Source organism: Clostridium intestinale DSM 6191 (genome assembly GCF_900130055.1).
In the GTDB taxonomy this organism is placed as follows: domain Bacteria; phylum Bacillota; class Clostridia; order Clostridiales; family Clostridiaceae; genus Clostridium_T; species Clostridium_T intestinale.
The window spans coordinates 1-23,687 of sequence record NZ_FQXU01000012.1; the positions used below are offsets into that span (position 1 = coordinate 1).

The following is a 23,687-nucleotide window of genomic DNA, read 5'->3' on the forward strand; positions in this document are numbered from 1 at the left end:
ACTTATCTTTGGTGGAATTGTTATAAGCATATGTATATGGTCGGGGCATGCATTTGCTTCTATAATTTCTACCCCATTTCTTTTACATATTTCCCTTAATATTTTTCCTATCTCTGATTTATACTTCCCATATATTATTTGTCTCCTGTATTTTGGTGCAAATACTATATGATATTGACACCTCCATTTTGTGTGTGATAAGCTTTCTATGTCGTTACCCATACGACACCTCCTATGATTTATTTGTTTTGCGATTGTCAGTCGCTTTCATTTTATCATAGGAGTTTTTTTCTGTTCAGAGCTAAAGCCTTTTTGTCCACCGGCATAGCCGGAGGTTTTCTAGACAACAAAAAAAGTATAAAACCAATTAAAAATTGGTTTTATACTTAATTTTTCACACAATATTATAAAAATAAACTTATATTTTTAACTTACTTAAAAACTACGCACTATAGCTTTCTTTTTCTTCTATTACTCCAAATTCACCATATGCACCTTTTCCATGCATAGTTACATCTAGACCATAATCTTCTTCAATATTTGTAGCTCTGAATACTGTAACTAATCCTATAACTTTTACTATTGCAAATGTTACTATAGCTGAATACACTATGGTTGCTGCAATACTTATAATTTGCGCTGATAAAAGAGTAACTCCACCACCGTAGAAAAGTCCATCTGCTCCAGCTGAATTAATTCCTGTTGTTCCGAATAGTCCTACCGCTATTCCTCCCCATATACCACCTATTCCGTGGCATCCAAATGCATCTAATGCATCATCATAACCGAATTTTTCTTTTAGGAAAGTTACTGCCCCATAACAAATTGCTCCGCCGATAGCACCTATAGCTAATGAAGCTATTGGTGTAACAAATCCAGCTCCTGGTGTTATTGCTACAAGACCTGCTACAGCTCCACTTATGAAACCAATAGCTGAGAATTTCTTAGTATGAGAATATTCAAATAACATCCAAGCTAATGCAGCAGCTGCTGCTGAAGTATTAGTAGTTATGAAAGCATCTAAAGCTACATCATTTAAACCTAAAGCACTTCCTGCATTAAATCCAAACCATCCGAACCAAAGAAGTCCTCCTCCAAGTATTGTCATTGGTATATGATGTGCAGTAATATCTTTTATATTTTTTCTCTTACCTATAAGTAAAGCCACTACCAAAGCCGAAATACCTGAACTTATATGAACAACATTTCCGCCAGCGAAGTCTAATGCACCAAGGTTTCTAATCCATCCTCCAACTCCCCATACCCAGTGAGCTATTGGATCATAAACTAGAGTAGTCCATGCTAATACGAATAGTATAACTGCTGGGAATCTCATTCTTTCAGCAAAAGATCCTGATATTAATGCAGGTGTTATAATTGCAAACATCATTTGAAATAACATAAATCCTTGATGAGGTATTGTTGCTGCATAATCTGCATTAGGTTCAAACCCTACACCATTTAATAAAGCATATTTTAAATCTCCTATAATTCCTCCAATATCATTCCCAAATACCAATGTATAACCTATTAATATCCATTGTATTGATACAAGTGCAATAGTTACGTAACTATGCATAGTGGTACTTACAACATTTTTCTTTCTAACCATACCACCGTAAAAAAGTGCTAAAGCTGGTGTCATTAACATAACAAGTGCCGTACAAACTAATACAAAAACTGAATCTGCTCCATTAAATCCCATATTAAGGTCCCCCTCTTTAAGTTTAAATTTATTTTTATTTTATAATTCCTTAATCCTCAAATACTAAAAGATGAATTACCATGGTTTAATTCAAGTTCTTGCATTTGTTTTCACTAAAAAAGAAAAAGACGCTTAATAGAGCTGTTGCTCTATTAAACGCCTTCGTTTAATATATTTCTATTATATAAGCTGTAAAGAAAAAAGCAATACACTTTTTGAAATTTACAAAAGTTCATTTTGTAACCATTAACATTTGCAATTTGATTAATTTTTCTCTAATTTATTATCAATATTTTTAATCCCTAGCATTTTATATATAATTATCGCTATAATAAACATAAAAATGTTTATTCCTAAATTGATTTTATCAAAAGCTTGAGGCATAACTAATAGTACTGCTAAATCTAAAAATACAAGTACTGTAAAAGCTCCTATAAAAGCTAAAATTACTGATGTAACTTTTTTAATCCAAACAAAATAATAATCTCTCTCTATTATATTTCCTTTTATTCTTTTCATTGCCTTGTAAGATAATAACATTAATAAAGCACTAGAAGCCATGAAAAATGCTATGCTTCCAAGTTGCATTCCTAAACTCTGAAGTTCTATTCTCCAATCAAAAGCAATAAAAAACACAAAATAATCTACTAAAAATGTACTTATTTTATTTAATAACCATTGAATAGGCCATAAATAGCTACTAATTAGAAGGTTAAATAATCCAAAAAGTAAAAACAAGCTATACTCTATCATAGGTAGCAATACCACTGCTATAAAATTATTTTTTATCAAAAACATAGATAAAAATCCTAAAGATCCTGCAGTAATAGATACCAAAGTAAATATTATGAAAAACATAATAACTCTAGATGCACCTATAGAATAACCTGAAAAAATATCACTATTAATAAAATAAGCCATTAATTTAAATAAAGAAATTATTAAAGTATTTAGAGTTACTACAGAAACAAATGATAAATATTTAGTAAAAAATACTTCCTTAAAGCTATATGTGTTTTTATCAATGTCATTAAATAATTCTTTTTTGTCCTTAAACAAAAAAACTATAAATAATCCATATACAAAGTATAAAATACAAGCTTTAATTGGCGCTAAAGATAGATACTTTCTTATTAATACCTCACTTTCTGATATATTTTCTTGTGCTAAAAACATTGTATGAGTATTAGTTAAGAAAAAACTAATTACTACAATAAAAAACAGAGATAATAGAATAGTTTTTTTGTCCTTTAAAATTATTTCTTGGTTAATAAATTTTTTCATTTCTTTCCTTTCATTAATTGCTTCTATATATTGTATTAATGAAAGATTAAATTTATAATTTTTATTTATTTTTTGTAACACATTATTATATATTTCATATATTAGTTCTATAGGGATATACGTGATAGTGTCCTTATCAGGAACCTCTCAAGTTTGTTTCCTTTTCTTTTTTTGAATACCTCAACTCCCATCTATAAATAAACCTCAGCCAGTGGTTAATAATTAATCACTGGCAAATTACTCTTCAGAACTACTATTCTTTTATTATGTAATAAAAAGGTACTAGAACTTTTAATTCTAATACCTCAAAAATAATTTCTTATAAAAATAACTTAAATATAACCAAAAATACTACCCCTGGAATCCCAAAAAATCCTGCTATTAAAGCTGTAGTTGCATTTATTCCTATATACAGACCAAATGCCTGTCCAAAAAAATTGAAAATTATTAGTAATATTGCTCCTAATATACCATTTACTATTAATTTCATTAAAACCTTAAATGGCCATGAAAATATTTTAAATAGAAGTACTAATGCTATTAGTCCAATTACCCCGTAAAGAATTTCTATAGGAAACATAATGACCCCCTCCTTAATTTAATTAACTAAGCTAGTTTCGTATATTTGTCCAAAATGTACTGGTTATCAACCTTTACGCCTCTTTCTTTGGCTTCCTTAATTAAAAAATCTAATCTTCTCTTAGCTGCCTGCTCTGTATATATGGCAACTTCAATTAAAGTTGGATTATTTACTGTTTCAAACATCATTTGTGCGGACTCTATATCTTTTATAGCTTTGTATATATCCTCTGTTATATTATCATACCTTAAATTCTCTTCCTTAGAAAATAATATTTTTAAAATCGAATTTTTATTCATACTATACCTCCTATAATTTTATCTTAATTATTGACAATAATTACAAGTTATATGCATAAATTTCTTGAATAGTTATTTTTAGTTTTGACATTAATCTTAATAAATTGTATTATTTACTCAACAAAATAAATGTTTTGTTGTATTTACTAAGGAGGATTGTATATGGGCAGAGATGCTAGTGAAAAAATTAAATATCTAACGCAACAAGAAGCGTCTAGACTTTTTAACTCAATTAAAAATTCTAGAGGTATACATTCAATTAGAGATTTAGCAATATTTAGAGTAGCTTATAGATGTGGCTTAAGGGCTTCTGAGATAGCATTATTAAGACTAGAAGACTACAACATCTCCAAAGGGGAGATTTATTGCAAACGACTTAAAGGAAGTAAAAATAATACTATAAGATTGGATTCTATTACTAAAGAAATTGTTGATAAACACATAACAATAGCTAATATACATATAGATAGTGAAGCTTTATTTAAGAGCCAAAAGGACAAACCTATTTCTAGACATACCTTAGACTACTTAATGAAAAAATATTGCGCAACTGCTGATATTGATGATAAAAAGAAACACCATTTCCATGCTTTAAAACATAGTACTGCTGTTCACTTGGCAGAATCAGATATGGATATAAAAGAATTACAATGGTGGCTTGGTCACAAATCTATTTCAAATACCGAAATATATTTTCAATTCACTACAAGACAACAAGAAAAGATGTATGCTAAATTAGAAGAAAAAAGTGAAATGGTCTAGCCTCTATACATTCCATTATAGAATATAATAAATTTGAGTATGATAATTCAACTTTATATTATCATACTCATTTTTTATATTAGTTATAGGTAGCCTTAAAATTATATACAGCTCCTAATAAGTTCGAATCATTAAAGTACTTACATACTTTTATATTAGCTCTTATATCTGCAATAGATATTCCTTCATGGATTATATTTAGCTTTTGTTCTATTCTTTCAACCAAATCTTTTCTTGCGCTTATAGCTCCCCCAATTACTATTATTTCAGGGTCAAATGAGTATTGTAGATTATATATACATTTTGCAGTAGTTTCAAAATACTCATCTATAGCTAAAATTGCATCTTCATCTCCATTATCAGCTAATTCAAAAACTTTTTTACCATCTAACTCACTTTTATCTATTCCTTTAAGCTCAGCTGCTCTCCTTACAATAGCATTAGTAGAGCCTTTATCACTCCATGTTGAGAATTTCTTATTCTTAAAATCAGCTTCAGCTATCATAAAGCCAAACTCTCCACCATAAAGGTTTTTACCTGTATGAAGCTTTCCATCAACTATAACAGCTCCTCCAATACCTGTTCCACATACTACGAATAACACATTTTTACAACCTTTAGCTACTCCATTCCAAACTTCTGCTAAAGCGGCACAATTAGCATCGTTTTCCATAGCCATTTTTAAGTTTGTACTATTTTCTATTAACTCCTTAATATTAGGACCGTGTATATAAGGTAATGCACTAGCACCGTTTATAAAGCCTGTTTTGTTATTAACTGCTCCTGGTGCACTAAGAGCTACCCCCACTAAATTATATTTAGATTTAAATTCATTTGTCACTTCTGATATGTTTTTTATAAGCTCATCTAGATCTTTTTCACCATCATCACTATGTGGGGTTTTAAAAGATCCCTTTTCTATTATTTCGGCATTTTCATCTATTATGCCATATTTTACTGATCCTCCACCAATATCAAAGGTCATATAATAATTCATAGATTTACCCTCCATCTATTAAAAGTATATACTTATAATTCTATCACATTTGTAAACATATTCATATATCTTTTTAATTATTTCAAAATAAAACCATGTTTTTAGTTTATACTTATCTAAAAACATGGTTTCTATTATATTTGTTTTCTTCCTTCAAGTGCCTTGGATAAAGTTACTTCATCTGCATATTCTAAGTCTCCACCTACAGGAATACCAGCTGCTATTCTAGTTACCTTAACATCTAGTGGTTTAAGAATTTTAGCTATATACATAGCTGTAGCTTCACCTTCTATATTAGGATTAGTTGCAACTATTACTTCTTCTATATCAGAATTCATTCTAGCTACAAGCTCTCTTATCTTTATATCTTGAGGACCTCTTCCCTGCATAGGAGATATATTTCCATGAAGTACATGATATACCCCATTAAATTCTTTTACTCTCTCCATTGTCATTATATCTTTAGGTTGCTCTACTACACACACAACATTTTTTTCTCTACTAGGGTTAGAGCATATAGAGCAAGGATCTTTATCTGTATAATTTCCACATACTGAACAGTATTTTATAGTTCCTCTAGCTTGAACTAAGGCTCTTGCAAAATCCTTAACCTCATCTTCCGGAAGATTTAATATATGTAAAGTTAATCTTTGCGCAGTCTTATTTCCAATGCTTGGCAACTTCGCAAATTCCTCTATTAATTTTTCTATAGCAATAGGATAAAAGTCCATTTATTTCCCTTCCTCTCAGAAACAATACAGGTGTGACTTAAAAATAATAAATCCTTAAGACACACCCAAATATTTCAATTTCTCATTCTAGTCTATTAAAATAGTCCTCCAGGCATTCCCATCCCGCCTGTTAATTTTCCCATCTTGCTTGATGTTTCTTCATCTGCTTTCTTTATAGCTTGATTTACAGCACTAAGAACTAAGTCTTGAAGCATTTCAACATCATCAGGATCTACTACTTCTGGTTTTATTTCTATGTGAGTTAACTCTTTTTTACCATTAACTTTAACTAAAACAGCTCCGCCACCAACTGTTGCTTCAAATTCAGCAACCTCTAAATCTTTTTGCACTTTTTCCATTTCTTGTTGAAGCTTTTGAGCCTGCTTCATTAAGTTATTCATATTTCCAAGTCCACCGCCAGGGAATCCACCTTTTGCCATGTCTTATCCTCCTTATAACAATAAATCTACTAATATTATATAGTATTTTATTTGACTATACAAACCTTTCCTTACTATTAAAGTATTTACCACTTTTTATTCATCTAAAATTTCTAAAGCATCTTCTCCAATTGTATCTAAAAGTATTTCTTCAGTAGTTTTACCTCTAACTTCCTCAGTTATTACAGAATATTTAACCCTTACTCCATCCTTTAGAACTTCACTAAACACTTCATTTACTAATTTAGATGTATCCGGCTTTTCAAGCCTAGACTTATTAAACCCATATTGATCTTCATATTGAATTTCGATGACTCCATTATTACAAGACACTGGTTTTCCAGTACTAAGAGAAGCATATACAACCATAGCTCTTCTAGCTTTAAACCTCTCTAGTATATCTTTCCAAGCTCTCTTAACTTCATCTATACTAATTTTTGAATCCTCATTAAAACTAGTATTTATAGAAGCATCCTCCTTCTTTTCTGGTCTTCTAGTAACTTGAGCTACTTTAGATTCCTTAACCATTTCCGGTTCCTTAGTTTCAACCTTTGCTCTAACAGCTATCTTTCCGCTTTTTATAGCTTCTTCTATTCTATTTATTCTAGATATTATTACTTCTTTAGAAGTATCATATTCAATTTTACACATCTTTATAGCAGCTAATTCCATATAGAGTCTTGCCTGCTTACTAACCTTTGAGCTTTCCTCACACTCTTGAAGGATTCTTATGTCTCTCATAATCTCTTCTATTCTTAAGCGTTCTCCTTGCCCTTTTACTAACTCTATATTCTCTTCTGACATGTCTAAAACTTCTTCTGGATTATTTGTTACCTTAACCATAAGAAGGTTTCTAAAATGGCTTGTAAGGTCTTTTATAAATAAAGACATATCCTTTCCAGAAAACACAATGTCCTCAATTACTCGCATAGTCTTCTCTATATTTTTTTCTATAACAGCATCTGTTATCTTTAATAAATGATCATTCGTTACAAGTCCAAGCATAGATACTAACTCATCATAATCAACCTTTCCATCTCCCATGGATATAGATTGATCTAATATACTAAGTGCATCTCTCATAGCCCCATCAGAAACCCTGCATATAAGAGCTAAACTTTTATCATCTGCAAATACCCCTTTTTCCTTTACTATCTTTCTCAGCCTATTTACCATATGATTATTAGATATTCTCTTAAAATCAAATCTTTGACATCTTGAAAGAATAGTAATAGGCAGCTTCTGTGGATCGGTAGTAGCTAAAATAAAAATAACATTACTTGGTGGCTCTTCTAACGTCTTTAAAAATGCATTTACAGCACCAGTTGTAAGCATATGAACCTCATCCAGTATGTATATCTTGTACTTAGCTTCTTGAGGAGGATATTGAACCTCATCAATAATATCTCTCATATTTTCCACTTTATTTCTAGATGCAGCATCCATTTCACTTATATCTATAGCTAAACCCTCGTTTATCTTTACGCACATTTCACACTCATTACATGGTTCTCCATCATGAGGATTAAGACAATTTAAAGCCTTTGCAAAAACCTTTGAAGTAGAGGTTTTTCCTGTTCCTCTAGTACCACAAAAAAGATAGGCATGGGCTATTCTATTAGTTAATATCTGATTTTTTAATGTAGTTGTTACATGTTCCTGACCTATTATATCCTCAAAGGTCTTAGGTCTCCACTCTCTATATAAAGCCTTATAAGCCAACGTAACCCACCTCTCAATTCCTTTAATAATCTTCTTATATTATTATATCTTATTATTGACTTAATTACATCAATGAGAACAAAAGTTCAATAAACAATTAAATTAATTTTACATAACCGCAGACTTATTATAAAATTAATGTAGGATTTTTAGAAATAAGAAAGGATGAATAATTAATGAGTCTTTATGATAAAAAATATTTAGCAATAGCTGAGGATATTTTAGAAAATGGATACTTTGACAACAACAGAACAGGAATTAGAACTTATAAACTTCCCCATCAAATAATGCAATTTAATTTAGAAAAAGAATTTCCTATATTAACAACAAAATTTGTAGCCTTTAAAACTGCTGTTAAAGAACTTCTTTGGATATTTAAAGATCAATCAAATGATGTAAAGAAACTTCAAGAGCAAAATGTATCCATATGGGATGAATGGATTCAAGAAGATGGTACTATAGGAACATCTTACGGATGGGTAGTAAAAAAGTTTAATCAAATGGATAATCTTTTAGAGGCTTTAAGAAATAATCCTCAAGATAGAAGAATGATGATTAACCTTTGGCAGATTCCTTATTTAGATACCGCTCCTCTTCATCCTTGCTGTTTCTTAACAATGTGGGATGTAACTGATGGAAAACTTAATTGTATGCTTGTACAGCGCAGTGGAGATTGGGGACTTGGAGTTCCATTTAATACCAGCCAGTATGCAGTATTAGTTCATTTAGTAGCACAAGCAACAGGATTAAAACCAGGACTATTTACTCATGTTATTAACAATGCTCATATATATGAAAATCAAGTAGAAGGTCTTAAGATTCAACTAGGAAGGGCTAATGAAGCTTATGATGCACCTAAACTTTGGATTAACCCTGAAATTAAAAACTTCTACGATTTTACACCTGATGATATTAAACTTGTAGATTATAAACATCATCCTTCAATTAAGATGGAAGTGGCAGTTTAATTTACTATAAATAAGGAGTCTCCAAGAGGCTTCTTATTTTTTTATAAAAACCGTTAACTCTAATAATTTCTACACTTCTATGTTCCTATGTTCCTATGTTCCTCTGTTTCTGTGTTTCTGTGTTTCTGTGTTTCTGTGTTTCTGTGTTTCTGTGTTTCTGTGTTTCTGTGTTTCTGTGTTTCTGTGTTTCTGTGTTTCTGTGTTTAGGAATTTTAACATAAAATCTGCTTGTGCAATACTTTTCTGACAAAATTAAAATAAATTTAACCTAAATTACTAATTTTATAAACTTAATATTGTTTGTTTTTTTATTTAGATATACCTTGACATGCGAGGTATATATTTATATTATATAACTATAGAGACGATATATTGCAAAGGAGGATACTATGTCTATTGCATCAGATTTGATTAGAGGTCATACAGAGACCATTATTTTATCTCAATTATTAGAAAAAGATAGCTACGGCTATGAAATAAATAAATCTATACAAATGAAAACAAATAATGAATATGAACTAAAAGAAGCAACTTTATATACAGCTTTTCGTAGATTAGAACAGGCAGGTTTAATAACTTCTTATTGGGGAGAAGAAAATACAGCCGCCAGAAGAAAGTACTACTCAATAACGAAACTTGGACGCGAATCTTATACTTATAATAAAGCAGAATGGGAAAGAACAAAAAAATTAATTGATAGTTTAATTTAACGGAGGGGTTATTAATGAATGATAAACTTTATAGATACGTTAACAACTTATTTGAAGATGCACCTAAAAATAAGAAAACTTACGACTTAAAAGAAGAACTACTTTCAAACTTGGATGCAAAATACACTGATTTAATGTCAGATGGATATCCAGAAGATGAAGCTTGCAATATTGTTATTTCAAGTATAGGAGATGTGGATGAATTAATTAATCGTCTTAACTCTCCAGATGAGGTTAACTCAGATTTAATTGATGAAAGAAAAAAGAAATCTGCTTTATTAGTAGCTGTAGCAGTTGGATTATATATTTTGAGTCCTTGCTTTATAATAATTTTTGATATTCTTTCTCTAAACGAGGATTTAGGAATTATACCTATGTTTATATGTATAGCAATAGCTACTGGAATTCTTATATATACAGGAATGACTAGTCCTAAATATCTTAAAAAGGATGAAACCTTGGTTGAAGAATTTAAAGAATGGAAAGCTGCTAACTCAGAAAATGTGCGAATTAAAAAATCAATCACTTCTGCTATGTGGATTACAATTGTAGCTATATATCTTGTTATAAGTTTTTATTTCAATGCTTGGCCATTCTCTTGGATAATTTTTGTCATAGGTGCGGCAATTGATCAGATTATTTCAGCTGCCTTCGACTTAAAGAAAAGGAGGTAGTTATGAATAAAAAGTTTGCTATAGCAAGAATAATTGCTTCTTCTTTATTAGCTATTGTATCTTTATTTATATTAGTGTCTTTAATCCTTGGAAACTTTAGTCCTACAGATTTTATATTTAGATTAAATAGTAAGTATAATTCTACAAACGAGCTGACAGCTTCTATTGAGTCTATTAGTAAAATCGACTTAAGAAATTTTGGAAGTGAACTAGTAACTATATACCCTACAGATTCTAATGAAGTTAAACTTTTGCAAAGCTCAACTACTACTCTTAAAAATGAAGATTTAATTTCTATTTCAAAAGAAGGTAATTCTCTTATATTTACTAAACCTAATAAAATTAAATTCTTTAGTGTGAAGATTTTTCCTCAGAAAATAGATTTATATATACCAAAAGATTATTCTGATGATTTATCTATATCTATGTCCTCTGGTAAACTTTCAATGGATGGTCTGAACTTTAAAAATTTAGATGTATATCTTAGTTCAGGAACTTGTGATTTAAAAAATCTAACTGCTGAAAATACGGAGTTGAGATTATCAAGCGGTACTCTTAATGCGAACGCTATTAAGTCTAATATCATGACAACAGATATTAGTTCTGGTAAGTTAGTAGTAGAAGGTGAATTCACTAATATAGATACTCAAACTTCTAGTGGTAGTACAAAAATATCTAGCAAAATAACTCCTGAAACCTTAAGTTCTAAAGTATCTTCTGGTAAAACAGATATATCAATCCCTGATAATAATGGTTTTGAAGTTAGATATAAAAGATCTTCTGGAAGTATAGTATTGGACTTCCCCCTATCCGACTTTAATAAAGATAATAAAAGTGGTGTTGCAAAATATAAAGATGGAGGTAATACCTATAATCTAAGTGTTTCTTCTGGAAAGCTAACTTTAGGAAAATTATAATATTATAAATGGCTAAAAACTAAGTGAAAAATTAGTTTTTAGCCACTATTTTTATATAATCTAAAGAATTTCTTAAATATACTAACTTATTAATAATTTCTTTAGGTTTCTTAAGGTTTAATTATAAGCCTCTTTAATAATTATTTGTAAAATTGCCTTATTGAACTTATTCTCGCAAGGAGCAATAAGACTAAAATCTTGCCACTTTGGGCTAGATATCAGATAAATATTTAGGAGGTATAAACTGTGAAGAGGTATAATAAGAAAAGGAGAGGTAATAAAAAAGTATTTTTATTAATATTACTACTGATACTAATATTAATTAATTTTCCTAAACACTTAATAAAATCCTCTATGGACAATTCAAAGGATTATTCTAGTATTTTGTTGCTTGTAAATAAAGATAATAAATTGGATAAAGATTATAAACCTGATGACCTAACTGTACCAAATGTGAATTTTTCCCCAAACTCAATTGAAGAAGAGCATTTTTTGAGAAAAGAGGCCTCAACAGCTTTAGAGGAGTTATTTAATGCCGCAAAAAAGGAGAATATTTATTTATACTCCTTATCTGGATACCGCTCCTATTCTACTCAGAAAGCAATTTATGAGAGAACTATTAAGCAGCAAGGTAGAAAACATGCTGACGAATACGTAGCGAAACCAGGATACAGCGAACATCAAACAGGTCTAGCTATGGATGTAACAACTAAGGATTCTTATGTGATTTTCGAAAACACTCCAGAAGCAAAATGGCTATCAAAAAATGCTTATAAGTATGGTTTCATTATTAGGTATCCATTAGGGAAAGAATCTATTACTGGATATAGTTACGAGTCTTGGCATATACGTTATGTTGGGAAAAAGGCTTCAAAAGAGATATTTACTAAGGACTTAGTATTAGAACAATACCTAGAGAAATAATTTTGTATTATAATCTACTGGGGTGATAAAATTGAGAGAAAAAATTTTACTTGTAGACGATGACAAAGAAATATTAAACCTTTTGAAAATATATTTGGGTAATGAAGGTTACTCAATCCTTAAGGCATCAGATGGATACTCTGCTTTACATATGTTAAGTAAAGAAACTCCCCATCTAGTAATTTTAGATGTAATGATGCCTGGTATAGATGGTATAGAGGTATGTAGAGAAATCCGCCAAACTATGAATATACCTATAATAATGCTCAGTGCTAAGGGGCAAAATACGGATAAAATCACCGGTCTTTTAACTGGAGCTGATGATTATATAACTAAGCCTTTTGATCCCTTAGAATTAGTGGTTCGCGTAAAAACCTTATTGAGACGTACTTATTTATTCAATAACTCTTCTGAAATAAACAAAGATGATGATTTATTAGAGCTTGGTAACTTATCTATTAGGAAGTCCACACATTTTGTTTCTGTAAATGATAACGAGATAACCTTAACTGCTAAGGAATTTGATATACTAATTCTTTTGGCAACAAACCCTAGTAGAATTTTTTCTAGTGAAGAAATATTTGAAAAGATATGGAAAGAAAAGTATTATCAATCAAATAACACCGTTATGGTTCATATAAGTAATCTTAGAGATAAACTTGAATATTATACCGAAGGTGAAAAAATCATTCATACTGTTTGGGGGGTGGGATATAAAATTGAAAAAATCTGATATTTATAAACATGAATTACTATTATTATCTATGTTTATTTATCCAGTATTGCTTACTGGGTTAATTTTTCTAATGTCCTTAATTATTTGGAAAGCTTTTTTATTTTTTATAGTTAGTGATAACTCAACTTTAACAATGTATATATATAAATTTAGGTTATTATTGAATTTTGATTTGATTAAAAATATCTTTGCAATCTTTATATTCCTTTTTAGCTTTCATATGATTTCCAAAAATAAGATTATATACTTTTTAGAAATAAGCAATCAAGTAAAGGATATGTCTAATGGTAATTTTAAAGCTCGTATTCCCGTAAATCCAAAACTTTCATTAGGAGGTTTTGCTAAAAATATAAATACCATAATGAGTAAATTTAATGATGCTATTTTAGAGGAACGTAAATCTGAGCAGACTAAAAGAGATCTTATAACTAACATCTCTCATGATTTGAGAACCCCTCTTACTTCTATAATAGGATATTTAGAACTAGTTGATTCAGATAAATATAAAGATGAACTTACCTTAAGGCACTACACTAATATAGCCTACTTAAAATCTAAAAGATTAAAATTTTTAATAGATGATCTTTTTGAGCTTACTACCTTAAATAATTATGGTCTTAAACTATCTAAAGAAAATATAAATCTAATAGAGTTATTAAATCAAATTACTCTTGAAAATAGATTGAATTTTAGAAAAGCTAATATGGAGTGCAGATTATATTTTCCTGATGAAAAAATCTTTATATTCGGGGATGTAAATAAATTAGTAAGAGCTTTTGAAAATCTTATAACTAATTGTATAAAACATTCTAAGTCTAGTCCTTTTATAGACATATACGTACATAAAGATTTTGATAAAGTAATTCTTAAATTTATAAATTATGGTGAACCTATACCAGCTATAGACATCCCCTTTATATTCGAGAGATTCTATAGAGTTGAAAAATCTCGTTCAGAAGAATCTGGTGGCTCAGGCTTAGGCCTAGCTATAGCTAAAAATATTATAGAACTTCATGAAGGAAATATAGCTGTTGAAAGTTCTATAGAAGAAACCTCGTTTATTATAACTTTTCCCATTAGCTCTAAATAGAAAAAAGACTCACTATACTAGAGAACATAGTGAGTCTTTTATGCTTATATATAATATTCTACTGTTAAATTAAGAGTTTCTAAAATAGCGTCTGCTTTTTTATCTGAGTTAAATTCAGCGTCATCTATATATAGAGAAAGTGTTGGATAATCTGATTTTTCATATAGATATTCCTTTGCATTATCATTCTTAAATGCATTAGGATTTCTCTTTTTGCAGATTTCACTAAGAGCTTCTACATATATTTCTGTATAGCTGTCTTTACCTATGATATCTTTTGCGTATTCCCTGTCTTCTTTAAATCTACTTACTGCTGAAACTATTGTTATTGTTCCACTATCTGCAAAAAGATTCGCTACTTCTGCAATTCTTCTTGTTTGTTCATACGCATCTTTTCTATCAAAAGCTAAGTCTGAACTTAAGCCAAATCTTAAGTTAGATGAATCTAAATAATACACCTTTTTACCTAAATCAAATAATTTCTTTTCAAGCTTAACTGCTATTTCATTTTTACCACAGCCAGGAACCCCTGTAAGCCATATTACTTTTCCTTTTTGATTAAGCTTAGCTTCTCTTTCTTTTCTAGATACAAGTCTTTTTCTAATTGCTAGATTGTTAGTTTTAAGTTCTTTAATTTCTCTTCTTAAAGAATCCTCAACTCCAGATATAATTCCACCACCGCTTACATCATATCCATCTACAATTACAAATCTTCCTGTAGCTTGAAGTTTTGTGAATTCATCAAAGCATATAGCATGTTTAGTTTTTATTGTTACTTCTGCTACGTCATTTTTATTGATTTCTGCTAAATCAGCCTTGCTCTCTAATGTAGCTGCATCAATTATCTTATTTACTGATAAAACTTCGAATTCTACTTCATCTGTAGTAATTTTAAGTTTATATTTTTTATTTGCAACGAGTGGAGTTTTTCCAAGCCAAAATATATTTGCATTAAATACATTAGCAACTGTAACTGGATCTTCTTTATGGCAGATTACTTCTCCTCTTTTATTAAAGAATTCATCTTCAACAGTTATTCCTACAGACATTCCGGCTGTTACTTTATCTGTTCTATCTTTTTCTTGCCAGTATTCTATAGTTTTAACCTTTGTAGTTTTTCCGCTTGGATATATAACTATTTCATCTCCAGCTTTTAAGGTTCCTGCTTCTAATCTTCCTGCTATAATTCTTCTTGTATCAAATTTATATACATCTTGAATAGGGAATCTTAAGCCTTTACGTTCAATTCCTTGATCTTTCTTTATACTGTCCATAGTTTCTAGTATTGAGCCACCTCTATACCAAGGAATATTTTTAGCCTTTGAAACTATATTTTCTCCATAGAAGGCTGATATAGGAATATACCTTTCTGGATATATGTTTAAGTTATTTAGAAATTCATTGAATTGAGTTTGTATCTCATTAAATCTTTCCTCTGAATAATCAACTAAGTCCATTTTATTTACTGCTACATATACTTTCTTTATTCCTAGAAGTGAAAGTATGTATCCATGCCTTTTTGATTGCTCTTGTATACCCTCTTTAGCATCTACTACTAGTATTGCAGCTTCTGCACTAGCTACTCCCGATATCATATTCTTTAAAAATTCCTTATGTCCAGGTGCATCTATAATTACGTAATCTCTTTTTTCAGTAAAAAATTGAAGCATTGTTATATCTATTGTTATACCTTGCTTTTGTTCTTCTTCAAAAGCATCTAAAAGGTAAGCATATTCAAAGCTTTTTCCCTTCTCAGCTGATATTCTTTTCACCTTCTCTATAGCCCCTGCTGGAAGTGAATCTGTATCATAAAGAAGTCTACCTATAAGGGTTGATTTACCGTGATCTACGTGCCCTACAACTACTATATTTAAATTTTCTCTTTCCTTACTCACTATGTTGCCCTCCATTCCTACATGTATCCAAGTTTTCTTAGTTTTTGTAATGCATGTGCATCTTCTTGGTCTTGTGCTCTACCTGATCTTTCAGTTTCTTTTGTATTTTTAAGTTCTTCTATGATTTCGTCAATAGTAGTAGCATTTGAATCTATAGGGTTTGTACATGGAGCACAACCTAAGCTTCTATACCTCTTACCATCTTTAGCAAAGTATAAATCAATTAGAGGAATATTTTCTCTCTTTATATATTCCCAAACATCAAGCTCAGTCCAGTTTAAGATAGGATGTACCCTTATGTGGTTTCCTTTTCTGAAATCTGTCTTAAATTGATTCCATAATTCTGGTGGTTGATCAGTATAATCCCACTCTGATTCAGCATTTCTTTCACTAAATATTCTCTCCTTAGATCTTGAACCTTCCTCATCTCTTCTAACCCCAACTATAAGTCCATCAAACTCTTCTCTTTTTGTGATTTCATTAAGAGCATCTGTTTTAAGAGCTTTACAGCATACTAATCTTCCTTGTTCTGGTCCCATTCCTTCTGCTAAAGCTTTGTGATTTGTGTTTACTATAAGATTAAGATTATATTCTTTTGCTACCTTATCTCTAAACTCTATCATTGCTGGTATTTTGTGAGTTGTATCTACATGTATTAATGGAAACGGACAATTTCCATAAAAGGCTTTTTGAGCAAGCCATAACATTACTGTAGAATCCTTACCTATTGACCAAAGCATACCTAACTTTCCTAAATGTTTATATGCTTCTCTTAATATATAAATACTTTCTGCTTCTAATCTATCTAAATGATCCATTTGATAGCCCCCTTCTTATTTAACTTCTAATCCACACTTATATCTAATATTTCTTTCTAACTTTTCAAACACTAATTTATCAAAAACAAATCCCAATAGTATTATTACTATCATAATAGCCATTACTTGGCTTATATCTCCAAGTTCTCTCCCAACTGTAAGGACCTGTCCCAGTCCCTTAGTTGCTGACATCATTTCTCCAGCCATTAAAGCTCTCCAAGCAAAGGACCAGCCTTGCTTCATACCAGATATTATAGCCGGAAGTGCTGATGGAATTATTACGCTCCAATATAACCTAAAGCCTTTTGCTCCCATAGTACTTGCTGCCTTAACATATATAGGATTAACATTTTTAATTCCTGATTCTGTAGCTATGGATATTGCAAATATTGATCCTATAGCTATAACAAATATAATTGCCTGCTCATTTATTCCAAACCAGAGGATTGAAAAAGGTATCCAGCATATACTAGGTAATGTTTGAAGTCCTAATATCATGGATCTAAAGTTCTCATCCAAATATTTATATCTTACAATTAAAAGCCCTAAAGCTATTCCCACTATTAAAGATATTAAATAGCCTATAAAGAGCCTCTTTATACTAGCTGCTATAGCTATAAACAAAGTATTATCACTTATAAGTTCTCCTAAGGTTTTGGCTACATCTATTGGAGATGGGAAAATATATGGCTTCCATATCTTAAATACATCTACCCCCAGTTTATAAACCAGCTCCCAGATCATTAGTAGAATCATATAAAATGCTACTTTCTTTAATACTCCAATCACTATCGTATTCTGCTTTTGCAACCTTCTCCACCTCCTCTTTAAGTTCTTTCATGATTTCAGCGGTTACTGCTGCAACATCTAGATTTCCTTCTTCTCTAGGTCTTCCAAGCTGTATCTTAAATTCCTTTTTAACTCTACCAGGGTTAGCTGCCATTACAATAACTCTATCTCCTAGTAAGACAGCCTCCTCAACGTTATGCGTAACAAATATTATAGTTTTTTTAGTTTCCCACCATATATTTTGAAGTTGTAATCTTAAAATACTTTTAGTTTGAGAATCTAATGCCGAAAAAGGTTCATCCATAAGTAGTACATCTGAATCTAGAGTCAATGCTCTAGCTAAAGCTATTCTTTGCCTCATTCCTCCTGATAGTTCATGTATATAAGAGTTTTGAAACTTACTTAAATGCACCATTTTTATATACTTTAAAGCCTTCTCTCTTCTTTCTACTTTTGGAACTCCAGCTACCTTCATTCCAAATTCCACATTATCTATAACCTTAAGCCAAGGAAATAATGCTGATTCCTGAAACATTACCGCTCTATCTGGTCCAACACCTTTTATTTCTTTATCATCTAAAAATAATCTGCCTTCAGTAGGTTTCTCAAGCCCCGCAATTATATTTAACAAGGTAGATTTTCCACATCCTGAAGGGCCTAAAAGACATATAAATTCCCCCTTTTTGAAGGTGAGATTTATAGTATCTAGGGTGTGTGTATCTTTATGCTTCGTTATAAATCTTTTGCTTACTGCTTCTATTCTTAAACTCACCTGGCATCCCCCTTAAGTAGAACTTTATTAAGTATATCTAATTCAAATAAATTGCTTCCTTTATACTCTTCTTTTATAAAACTAACCCTCAAGGATAAATTTATCATCTCGTTCATAATTTCTGGATTTGGGTCATTTGTTACTGTAATTCTACTGAAAGCTTTTTCTAATATATCTTCATCTAAAGATTTTTTAGTTAAATTTTTTATTTCCTCATTAACCAAAGAAGCTGCCTCTTTTTTATTGTTATTTACATAGCTTGTTAGCTCCACATGAGCTTTTAAAAAATCCTCCACTACGTCTGGATGTTTTTCTAAAAATTCCTTACGAGCAATAACAACAGTTGTAGGATATTCTCCATTTCTCCATATATAGTCATAGTCTAGAACTAAATTAGCTCCTACTTCTTTTTGTAATCTAGCTCCCCAAGGTTCTGGAACTAAAGCGCCATCTATATCACCCTTATCTAAAAGAGTTTTTATATCTGCATTAGTAGCCTGAACTACATCAACAGTTCCACCTTTAGTTGTTTCCATTAACCCATTTTCTCTTAATAGATATCTTAGACATAAATCCTGAGTATTTCCATACTGAGGTATAGCTATTCTCTTACCATCTAAATCTTTAACAGTTTTAATATCAGAATCCTTTTTAGATACTAAAATGGCTCCTGCATCTGTAGATCCAGCAATAATAACCACATCTCCTTTGGATTTTGTAAATCCATTTATAGCTGGTCCAGGTCCTATAAACCCTAAATCAAGTTCTCCTGCTAGAAAAGCCTCTATTTCTGAAGAACCTGCATTAAATTGCTTCCAATCAATAGTAATGTCGCTTCCTAAAGCTTTCTGATAATCTCCTCTGTTTTTACCTATCAAAGCTTGTGAATGAGTAAAATTTGCAAAAAAACCTACTCTTACGGTAGAAGAATCTTCATTACTTTCTTTAGAATCACAGCCTGCTAACATTGCAAGGATAAAAATAAAACTTAAAGCTAGGCTTATGGTTCTTCTCCCCATGCTTTTCCCCCTTCTTAGATTTTATAACCTAATACTTGTTAGATTCTTTTCTATTAGTTGTTATAACTTTTTCATTTCCGTTTTTATCTACTATATGCCAGTGAAGATCTTCTTTTTGTTTATTAACATAAAGATAAGCACCTTTTCCGCCTATATCTTCACCTAAATAATATTCTATAGCCTTTACTGGACATTCTTTTAAGCATGCCGTACATCCCCAACAGTCTTTTTCATACTTAATATATGCCTTGCCTTCAGAGTCTCTATATATTAAGCTTCCAGGACAAACCTCTAAGCATTTTCCACATTTAATACATGTTTCTTTACGAATTCTTATGCTCATAATTTTCATCCTTTCCTACTATATCTCTTAAAATAATCTTTATAGCCCCATCTTTATATACAGAGTTTACATACTTAAACCAGTTATAATCATCTCTTTCAGGAAAATCAATATTTTCTTCATAGCATTTCCATCTAGTCTCTTCTCTTGTTAATAAATGTTCTATAAGCACCTCTGAAACCTGAAGTCTATCTATTATTTCATAAATAAATAGAAGTTCATGTAAATCATTAGCCTTTAATCTATTAACTTTTTCAAACAGCTCTTTAATTTTAGTTTTAGCTATAGTTAAGCTTTCTTTGCTATATCTATAGTATTTAGATATTCCACCTGCATACTCATCCATTATGGTCTGCATTTCTTTTTCTAAATCTTCTATAGATAAATCTGCTTCTTCATTTAGGAAAAATTTATTTAACTCTTCAAGCTTACTATTAATTTCACTATCAGCTAAAGTTTCTAACTGTTGCTTCTTTATATACTCTAAGGCATCCTCAGATGCTATTTCTCCCTCAACAAAACATCCTGTAACATACTTCTTAGGGCTTCCCCCTGTCACATCCCCTGCTGCATATAACCCTTCTAATGTACTCTTCCTATTTCTATCCACCCAATAACCACTAGCTGTATGCCCACCAACTATATATGGCTCAGTTCCATCTATCTCAACATTCTCTGTAGATGGTGATGTATTATTTTCAACCCACTTTAAAGTTTGGCTAGGTGCCATATTAAGATAAGCCTTTAATAAGTCCATTTCCTGCTCTTCTGAGATACCTTGAGTTTTAAGGTAACATGGTCCAAGTCCCTGCATATTCTCCATTAAAGTTGAGTGAAGTCTATTTATAGTAGTAGGAGTTCCATACTTTCTAACATAGGTTTCTCCACTGCCATTTATTTGTGGAGTTCTTATACCTTGAGCGATAGTTCCTGTAGGAGCTATCGTATCCTTACATCTTAAAGCAATAAACCTCATCTCAAAGGTAGTCATCTCAGCTCCAGCTCTTATTCCCATAGCATATCCCGCTCCAGTATTAAAAGGGCTGTACCACATTTTGTGCCTCGAAAAGCCTTCATTATTAGGTTTATATATTCCAGCAGCTCCTCCTGTTGCACAAATAGTTGCTTTGCTATATATCACATAGAAAATATTTTCTTTTATAGAGAAACCGTAAGCACCTATAACCTTATTATCCTCCACTATATAATCAGTTATATTAACTCCATTTAGAACTTCTATATTTTCTCTCTTAGCTAGTTGTTCTGCTAAAAGTGGCTTTATATTTTCACCGTTTATTTTTATACTTCTCTTCCCTCTTGATTGATAATTGCCCTTATCATCTTTTAATATAGGAAGTCCATATTCTTCTACTTTTTTAGTTACACTATTTAGTCTCTCTGCAATTGTGTAAACTAAGTCTTCTCTAATAACACCGTAAAACTCCTCTTTTACGTAATCTAAAAATGATTGTGGCGTTTCTCCATCAACTATATAAGCATTTAATGCATTCACTCCAGCCGCTAGACAACCACTTCTTTTTATATTTGCTTTTTCAGCTACTAAAACCTTTATTGATTCATTTTCACTAGCCTTTAAAGCAGAGAAGCAGCCCGCTGCTCCTCCCCCTATTATTAAAATATCCGTAGTTAAAACCTTGGTTTTTAGTTCCATAAACCCTCCTCTAGATAATCTACTAACTTATCTACACATTCGTCTAAAGTATTTAAATGGGTTGATACCACTATTTCTGGGTTTATAGGACTTTCATAAGGTGAATCAATTCCAGTGAAATGTTTTATCTCTCCTGCTCTAGCCTTTTTATAAATTCCTTTAGGATCTCGTTTCTCGCATACTTCTATTGGACAGTCAATGTATATCTCAACAAAATCTTTTCCAAGTAGATCTCTTACATTTTGTCTATCTTCTCTAAATGGAGAAACAAAAGTAGCTATGGTTATTACTCCAGCATCTACAAAAAGCTTAGATATTTCTCCTATTCTTCTTATATTCTCTACCCTATCTTCATCTGAAAAACCTAAATCAGAATTTAATCCATGTCTTACATTATCTCCATCTAGGGTGTAAGTCAGTTTTCCCATATCATGAAGCCTCTTCTCTAGGCTTGATGCTACAGTAGACTTTCCTGACCCAGATAGACCAGTGAACCATAAGACAACTCCCTTTTGTTTTAATAGCTCTTCTCTATCTTCTCTAGAGACATTCATTTTGTGCCACACTACATTAGTTGATTTTTTCTCCATATCATCACCTCATATAGCCTTTAATGCTTCTTCAATGTCCCCGATTATATCTTCTATATCCTCAATTCCAACAGATAATCTTATTAGATCTTCATAAACTCCCATTTGAAGTTTTTCTTCCTCTGTATTGTTTAGGCATATAGTTGATGCAGGGTGTATTATAAGTGTTTTTGTATCTCCTACGTTAGAAAGATTAACTATTAGTTTTAATGCATTTATAAACTTAAAGCATCTCTCTTTGCTTCCTAGTCTAAAAGTTAAAATCCCACTGGCACCTTTTTCATAATATTTTTCAACTAAATCAAAATAAGGTGAAGATTTTAATTTAGGATAATTTATTGAAACCACCTTCTCATGAGCTTCCAAATATTCTGCAACCTTTAAGGTATTCTCACAGTGCTGCTTCATTCTTAATGACAGAGTCTCTATTCCAGTAAGATTCAAAAAAGCACTCATAGGTGATAAAGCTGCACCTAAATCTTTTCCTATTGTATCTCTTAGCTTACCTGTGAAGGCCATTTTTCCAAACTTCTTAGAGTAGTTACTGAAGTTCTCAAATTTCTCACTTTTATATTTAGTACTTCCACCATCAACGATAACTCCACCTATTGAATTAGAAGTTCCGTTTATATATTTTGAAGTTGAGTGTATAACAACATCTGCTCCATATTTTATAGGATTTATTAGGTATGGAGTTGTTATGGTTGAATCCACAATAAATATAATATTGTGCTTATTACAAAACTCACTTACTTTTTCAATATCTAAAATGTCTAGCTTAGGATTTCCTATAGCTTCTGCAAATAGAACCTTAGTTTTTTCAGTAACTACTTTTTCTAAACATTCTTCATCTAAAGTCTCAAGAAAATTAGTTTTTATCCCATAGGATTTTAGATTTCTAAATAAAGTATAAGTTCCTCCAAATAATCCTGAAGAAGATATTATTTCGTCTCCACTTTCAACTATGTTCATAATAGCTAGATATATAGCACTCATACCTGAAGCTGCTGCTGTAGCCGCCATTGCACCTTCTACGCTAGCTATTCTTCTTTCAAAGGCATTTATAGTAGGATTTGATATTCTTGTATAGGCAAATCCCATAGCTGTTCCCTTAAATATTCCTTCAAGCTTTTCTGGTGAAGTGTGAGCATATGCATTGGATAGAAACACAGGAGTGTTAGTAGCTCCTGTACTATCTAAAGCCTCATTTCCATGAATTAACTTCGTGGTAAACTTCATAAGCACACCCC

The 23,687-nt window shown here is 31.1% G+C and carries 26 protein-coding genes; 8 read left to right on the forward strand and 18 right to left on the reverse strand.

Annotation, left to right across the window (positions count from 1 at the left end; all coding sequences use genetic code 11):
- The 5 genes from tnpA to BUA92_RS17135 all read right to left on the reverse strand — a co-directional run.
- Positions 1-222 (reverse strand): IS200/IS605 family transposase (gene tnpA / locus BUA92_RS17115; protein ID WP_139259354.1); only part of this gene is annotated, 222 nt, incomplete at its 3' end.
- A gap of 220 nt (positions 223-442) precedes the next feature.
- A complete protein-coding gene (locus BUA92_RS17120; RefSeq protein ID WP_073021609.1) occupies positions 443-1,705 on the reverse strand; it encodes an ammonium transporter in 1,263 nt (420 codons plus the stop codon).
- 264 nt (positions 1,706-1,969) lie between these two features.
- Positions 1,970-2,989: a hypothetical protein gene (locus BUA92_RS17125; protein WP_139259370.1), complete on the reverse strand. Its 1,020-nt coding sequence runs from the start codon at positions 2,987-2,989 to the stop codon at positions 1,970-1,972.
- Positions 2,990-3,308: 319 nt separating this feature from the next.
- Positions 3,309-3,569, reverse strand: a complete 261-nt coding sequence (locus BUA92_RS17130) for a pro-sigmaK processing inhibitor BofA family protein (RefSeq protein ID WP_073021613.1) — start codon at positions 3,567-3,569, stop codon at positions 3,309-3,311.
- Positions 3,570-3,595: 26 nt separating this feature from the next.
- A complete protein-coding gene (locus BUA92_RS17135) occupies positions 3,596-3,868 on the reverse strand; it encodes a DUF2508 family protein (protein WP_021803885.1) in 273 nt (90 codons plus the stop codon).
- A 162-nt stretch (positions 3,869-4,030) separates the two neighbouring features.
- On the opposite strand from BUA92_RS17135, the gene BUA92_RS17140 reads away from it, so the two are divergent.
- Entirely contained in the window at positions 4,031-4,630 is a 600-nt protein-coding gene (locus BUA92_RS17140; RefSeq protein WP_021803886.1) for a tyrosine-type recombinase/integrase, read from the forward strand.
- A 79-nt stretch (positions 4,631-4,709) separates the two neighbouring features.
- Here the strand turns inward: BUA92_RS17140 and BUA92_RS17145 are convergent, their stop codons facing one another.
- The 4 genes from BUA92_RS17145 to dnaX form a co-directional block, all read right to left on the reverse strand.
- Positions 4,710-5,627 (reverse strand): ROK family protein, encoded by a 918-nt coding sequence (locus tag BUA92_RS17145; RefSeq protein ID WP_073021615.1) that lies wholly within the window; start codon positions 5,625-5,627, stop codon positions 4,710-4,712.
- A 134-nt stretch (positions 5,628-5,761) separates the two neighbouring features.
- Complete coding sequence (recR, locus tag BUA92_RS17150) at positions 5,762-6,358, reverse strand: recombination mediator RecR (protein WP_073021617.1); 597 nt, start codon at positions 6,356-6,358, stop codon at positions 5,762-5,764.
- Between the two features lie 95 nt (positions 6,359-6,453).
- On the reverse strand, positions 6,454-6,798 hold the full coding sequence (locus BUA92_RS17155; RefSeq protein WP_073021619.1) for a YbaB/EbfC family nucleoid-associated protein: 345 nt from the start codon (positions 6,796-6,798) through the stop codon (positions 6,454-6,456).
- A 96-nt stretch (positions 6,799-6,894) separates the two neighbouring features.
- Positions 6,895-8,520: a DNA polymerase III subunit gamma/tau gene (dnaX, locus tag BUA92_RS17160; protein WP_073021621.1), complete on the reverse strand. Its 1,626-nt coding sequence runs from the start codon at positions 8,518-8,520 to the stop codon at positions 6,895-6,897.
- 176 nt (positions 8,521-8,696) lie between these two features.
- Here dnaX and BUA92_RS17165 point away from each other — a divergent pair, with 176 nt between their 5' ends.
- The 7 genes from BUA92_RS17165 (at position 8,697) to BUA92_RS17195 (ending at position 14,539) form a co-directional block, all read left to right on the forward strand.
- Positions 8,697-9,488, forward strand: a complete 792-nt coding sequence (locus BUA92_RS17165) for a thymidylate synthase (RefSeq protein WP_021803891.1) — start codon at positions 8,697-8,699, stop codon at positions 9,486-9,488.
- Positions 9,489-9,877: 389 nt separating this feature from the next.
- Complete coding sequence (locus tag BUA92_RS17170; RefSeq protein ID WP_021803892.1) at positions 9,878-10,198, forward strand: PadR family transcriptional regulator; 321 nt, start codon at positions 9,878-9,880, stop codon at positions 10,196-10,198.
- A 14-nt stretch (positions 10,199-10,212) separates the two neighbouring features.
- Entirely contained in the window at positions 10,213-10,872 is a 660-nt protein-coding gene (locus BUA92_RS17175; protein WP_073021624.1) for a permease prefix domain 1-containing protein, read from the forward strand.
- A gap of 2 nt (positions 10,873-10,874) precedes the next feature.
- Complete coding sequence (locus BUA92_RS17180; protein ID WP_073021626.1) at positions 10,875-11,789, forward strand: DUF4097 family beta strand repeat-containing protein; 915 nt, start codon at positions 10,875-10,877, stop codon at positions 11,787-11,789.
- A 246-nt stretch (positions 11,790-12,035) separates the two neighbouring features.
- A complete protein-coding gene (locus BUA92_RS17185; protein WP_073021629.1) occupies positions 12,036-12,713 on the forward strand; it encodes a M15 family metallopeptidase in 678 nt (225 codons plus the stop codon).
- A 31-nt stretch (positions 12,714-12,744) separates the two neighbouring features.
- A complete protein-coding gene (locus BUA92_RS17190; protein ID WP_073021632.1) occupies positions 12,745-13,446 on the forward strand; it encodes a response regulator transcription factor in 702 nt (233 codons plus the stop codon).
- Entirely contained in the window at positions 13,433-14,539 is a 1,107-nt protein-coding gene (locus BUA92_RS17195; protein ID WP_073021635.1) for a sensor histidine kinase, read from the forward strand. The genes BUA92_RS17190 and BUA92_RS17195 overlap by 14 nt, the downstream gene beginning before the upstream one ends.
- Positions 14,540-14,583: 44 nt before the next feature.
- Here the strand turns inward: BUA92_RS17195 and BUA92_RS17200 are convergent, their stop codons facing one another.
- The 9 genes from BUA92_RS17200 to BUA92_RS17240 are packed head-to-tail and all read right to left on the reverse strand — an operon-like array spanning position 14,584 to position 23,676.
- Complete coding sequence (locus BUA92_RS17200) at positions 14,584-16,434, reverse strand: GTP-binding protein (protein WP_139259371.1); 1,851 nt, start codon at positions 16,432-16,434, stop codon at positions 14,584-14,586.
- A gap of 17 nt (positions 16,435-16,451) precedes the next feature.
- Entirely contained in the window at positions 16,452-17,252 is an 801-nt protein-coding gene (gene cysD / locus BUA92_RS17205) for a sulfate adenylyltransferase subunit CysD (RefSeq protein WP_021803899.1), read from the reverse strand.
- Between the two features lie 15 nt (positions 17,253-17,267).
- Positions 17,268-17,996 carry an ABC transporter permease gene (locus BUA92_RS17210; protein ID WP_083553581.1) on the reverse strand — a complete coding sequence of 243 codons (729 nt, stop codon included), beginning with the start codon at positions 17,994-17,996 and terminating at the stop codon, positions 17,268-17,270.
- Positions 17,974-18,813 carry an ABC transporter ATP-binding protein gene (locus BUA92_RS17215; RefSeq protein WP_073021642.1) on the reverse strand — a complete coding sequence of 280 codons (840 nt, stop codon included), beginning with the start codon at positions 18,811-18,813 and terminating at the stop codon, positions 17,974-17,976. The genes BUA92_RS17210 and BUA92_RS17215 overlap by 23 nt, the downstream gene beginning before the upstream one ends.
- Positions 18,810-19,832, reverse strand: a complete 1,023-nt coding sequence (locus tag BUA92_RS17220; RefSeq protein ID WP_073021644.1) for an aliphatic sulfonate ABC transporter substrate-binding protein — start codon at positions 19,830-19,832, stop codon at positions 18,810-18,812. Before BUA92_RS17220 ends, BUA92_RS17215 begins: the two co-directional genes overlap by 4 nt.
- A gap of 28 nt (positions 19,833-19,860) precedes the next feature.
- The gene (locus tag BUA92_RS17225; protein ID WP_073021647.1) at positions 19,861-20,175 is read right to left on the reverse strand and encodes a 4Fe-4S dicluster domain-containing protein; all 315 of its coding nucleotides are present in this window, start codon (positions 20,173-20,175) and stop codon (positions 19,861-19,863) included.
- Positions 20,156-21,847, reverse strand: coding sequence for an adenylyl-sulfate reductase subunit alpha (locus BUA92_RS17230; protein WP_073021649.1), 1,692 nt, complete (start codon positions 21,845-21,847; stop codon positions 20,156-20,158). The genes BUA92_RS17225 and BUA92_RS17230 overlap by 20 nt, the downstream gene beginning before the upstream one ends.
- Positions 21,838-22,437, reverse strand: coding sequence for an adenylyl-sulfate kinase (gene cysC, locus BUA92_RS17235; RefSeq protein WP_073021651.1), 600 nt, complete (start codon positions 22,435-22,437; stop codon positions 21,838-21,840). Before cysC ends, BUA92_RS17230 begins: the two co-directional genes overlap by 10 nt.
- A gap of 9 nt (positions 22,438-22,446) precedes the next feature.
- On the reverse strand, positions 22,447-23,676 hold the full coding sequence (locus tag BUA92_RS17240) for an O-acetylhomoserine aminocarboxypropyltransferase/cysteine synthase family protein (RefSeq protein WP_073021654.1): 1,230 nt from the start codon (positions 23,674-23,676) through the stop codon (positions 22,447-22,449).
- Positions 23,677-23,687 lie beyond the last annotated feature (11 nt).

Bases quoted from the DNA above. Each gene is read 5' to 3' on its own strand.
- BUA92_RS17120 (WP_073021609.1), bottom strand. From the start codon at position 1,705: ATGGGATTTAATGGAGCAGATTCAGTTTTTGTATTAGTTTGTACGGCA.
- BUA92_RS17125 (WP_139259370.1), bottom strand. From the start codon at position 2,989: ATGAAAAAATTTATTAACCAAGAAATAATTTTAAAGGACAAAAAAACT.
- BUA92_RS17130 (WP_073021613.1), bottom strand. From the start codon at position 3,569: ATGTTTCCTATAGAAATTCTTTACGGGGTAATTGGACTAATAGCATTA.
- BUA92_RS17135 (WP_021803885.1), bottom strand. From the start codon at position 3,868: ATGAATAAAAATTCGATTTTAAAAATATTATTTTCTAAGGAAGAGAAT.
- BUA92_RS17140 (WP_021803886.1), top strand. From the start codon at position 4,031: ATGGGCAGAGATGCTAGTGAAAAAATTAAATATCTAACGCAACAAGAA.
- BUA92_RS17145 (WP_073021615.1), bottom strand. From the start codon at position 5,627: ATGAATTATTATATGACCTTTGATATTGGTGGAGGATCAGTAAAATAT.
- recR (WP_073021617.1), bottom strand. From the start codon at position 6,358: ATGGACTTTTATCCTATTGCTATAGAAAAATTAATAGAGGAATTTGCG.
- BUA92_RS17155 (WP_073021619.1), bottom strand. From the start codon at position 6,798: ATGGCAAAAGGTGGATTCCCTGGCGGTGGACTTGGAAATATGAATAAC.
- BUA92_RS17165 (WP_021803891.1), top strand. From the start codon at position 8,697: ATGAGTCTTTATGATAAAAAATATTTAGCAATAGCTGAGGATATTTTA.
- BUA92_RS17170 (WP_021803892.1), top strand. From the start codon at position 9,878: ATGTCTATTGCATCAGATTTGATTAGAGGTCATACAGAGACCATTATT.
- BUA92_RS17175 (WP_073021624.1), top strand. From the start codon at position 10,213: ATGAATGATAAACTTTATAGATACGTTAACAACTTATTTGAAGATGCA.
- BUA92_RS17180 (WP_073021626.1), top strand. From the start codon at position 10,875: ATGAATAAAAAGTTTGCTATAGCAAGAATAATTGCTTCTTCTTTATTA.
- cysD (WP_021803899.1), bottom strand. From the start codon at position 17,252: ATGGATCATTTAGATAGATTAGAAGCAGAAAGTATTTATATATTAAGA.
- BUA92_RS17210 (WP_083553581.1), bottom strand. From the start codon at position 17,996: ATGATCTGGGAGCTGGTTTATAAACTGGGGGTAGATGTATTTAAGATA.
- BUA92_RS17220 (WP_073021644.1), bottom strand. From the start codon at position 19,832: ATGGGGAGAAGAACCATAAGCCTAGCTTTAAGTTTTATTTTTATCCTT.
- BUA92_RS17225 (WP_073021647.1), bottom strand. From the start codon at position 20,175: ATGAGCATAAGAATTCGTAAAGAAACATGTATTAAATGTGGAAAATGC.
- BUA92_RS17230 (WP_073021649.1), bottom strand. From the start codon at position 21,847: ATGGAACTAAAAACCAAGGTTTTAACTACGGATATTTTAATAATAGGG.
- cysC (WP_073021651.1), bottom strand. From the start codon at position 22,437: ATGGAGAAAAAATCAACTAATGTAGTGTGGCACAAAATGAATGTCTCT.
- BUA92_RS17240 (WP_073021654.1), bottom strand. From the start codon at position 23,676: ATGAAGTTTACCACGAAGTTAATTCATGGAAATGAGGCTTTAGATAGT.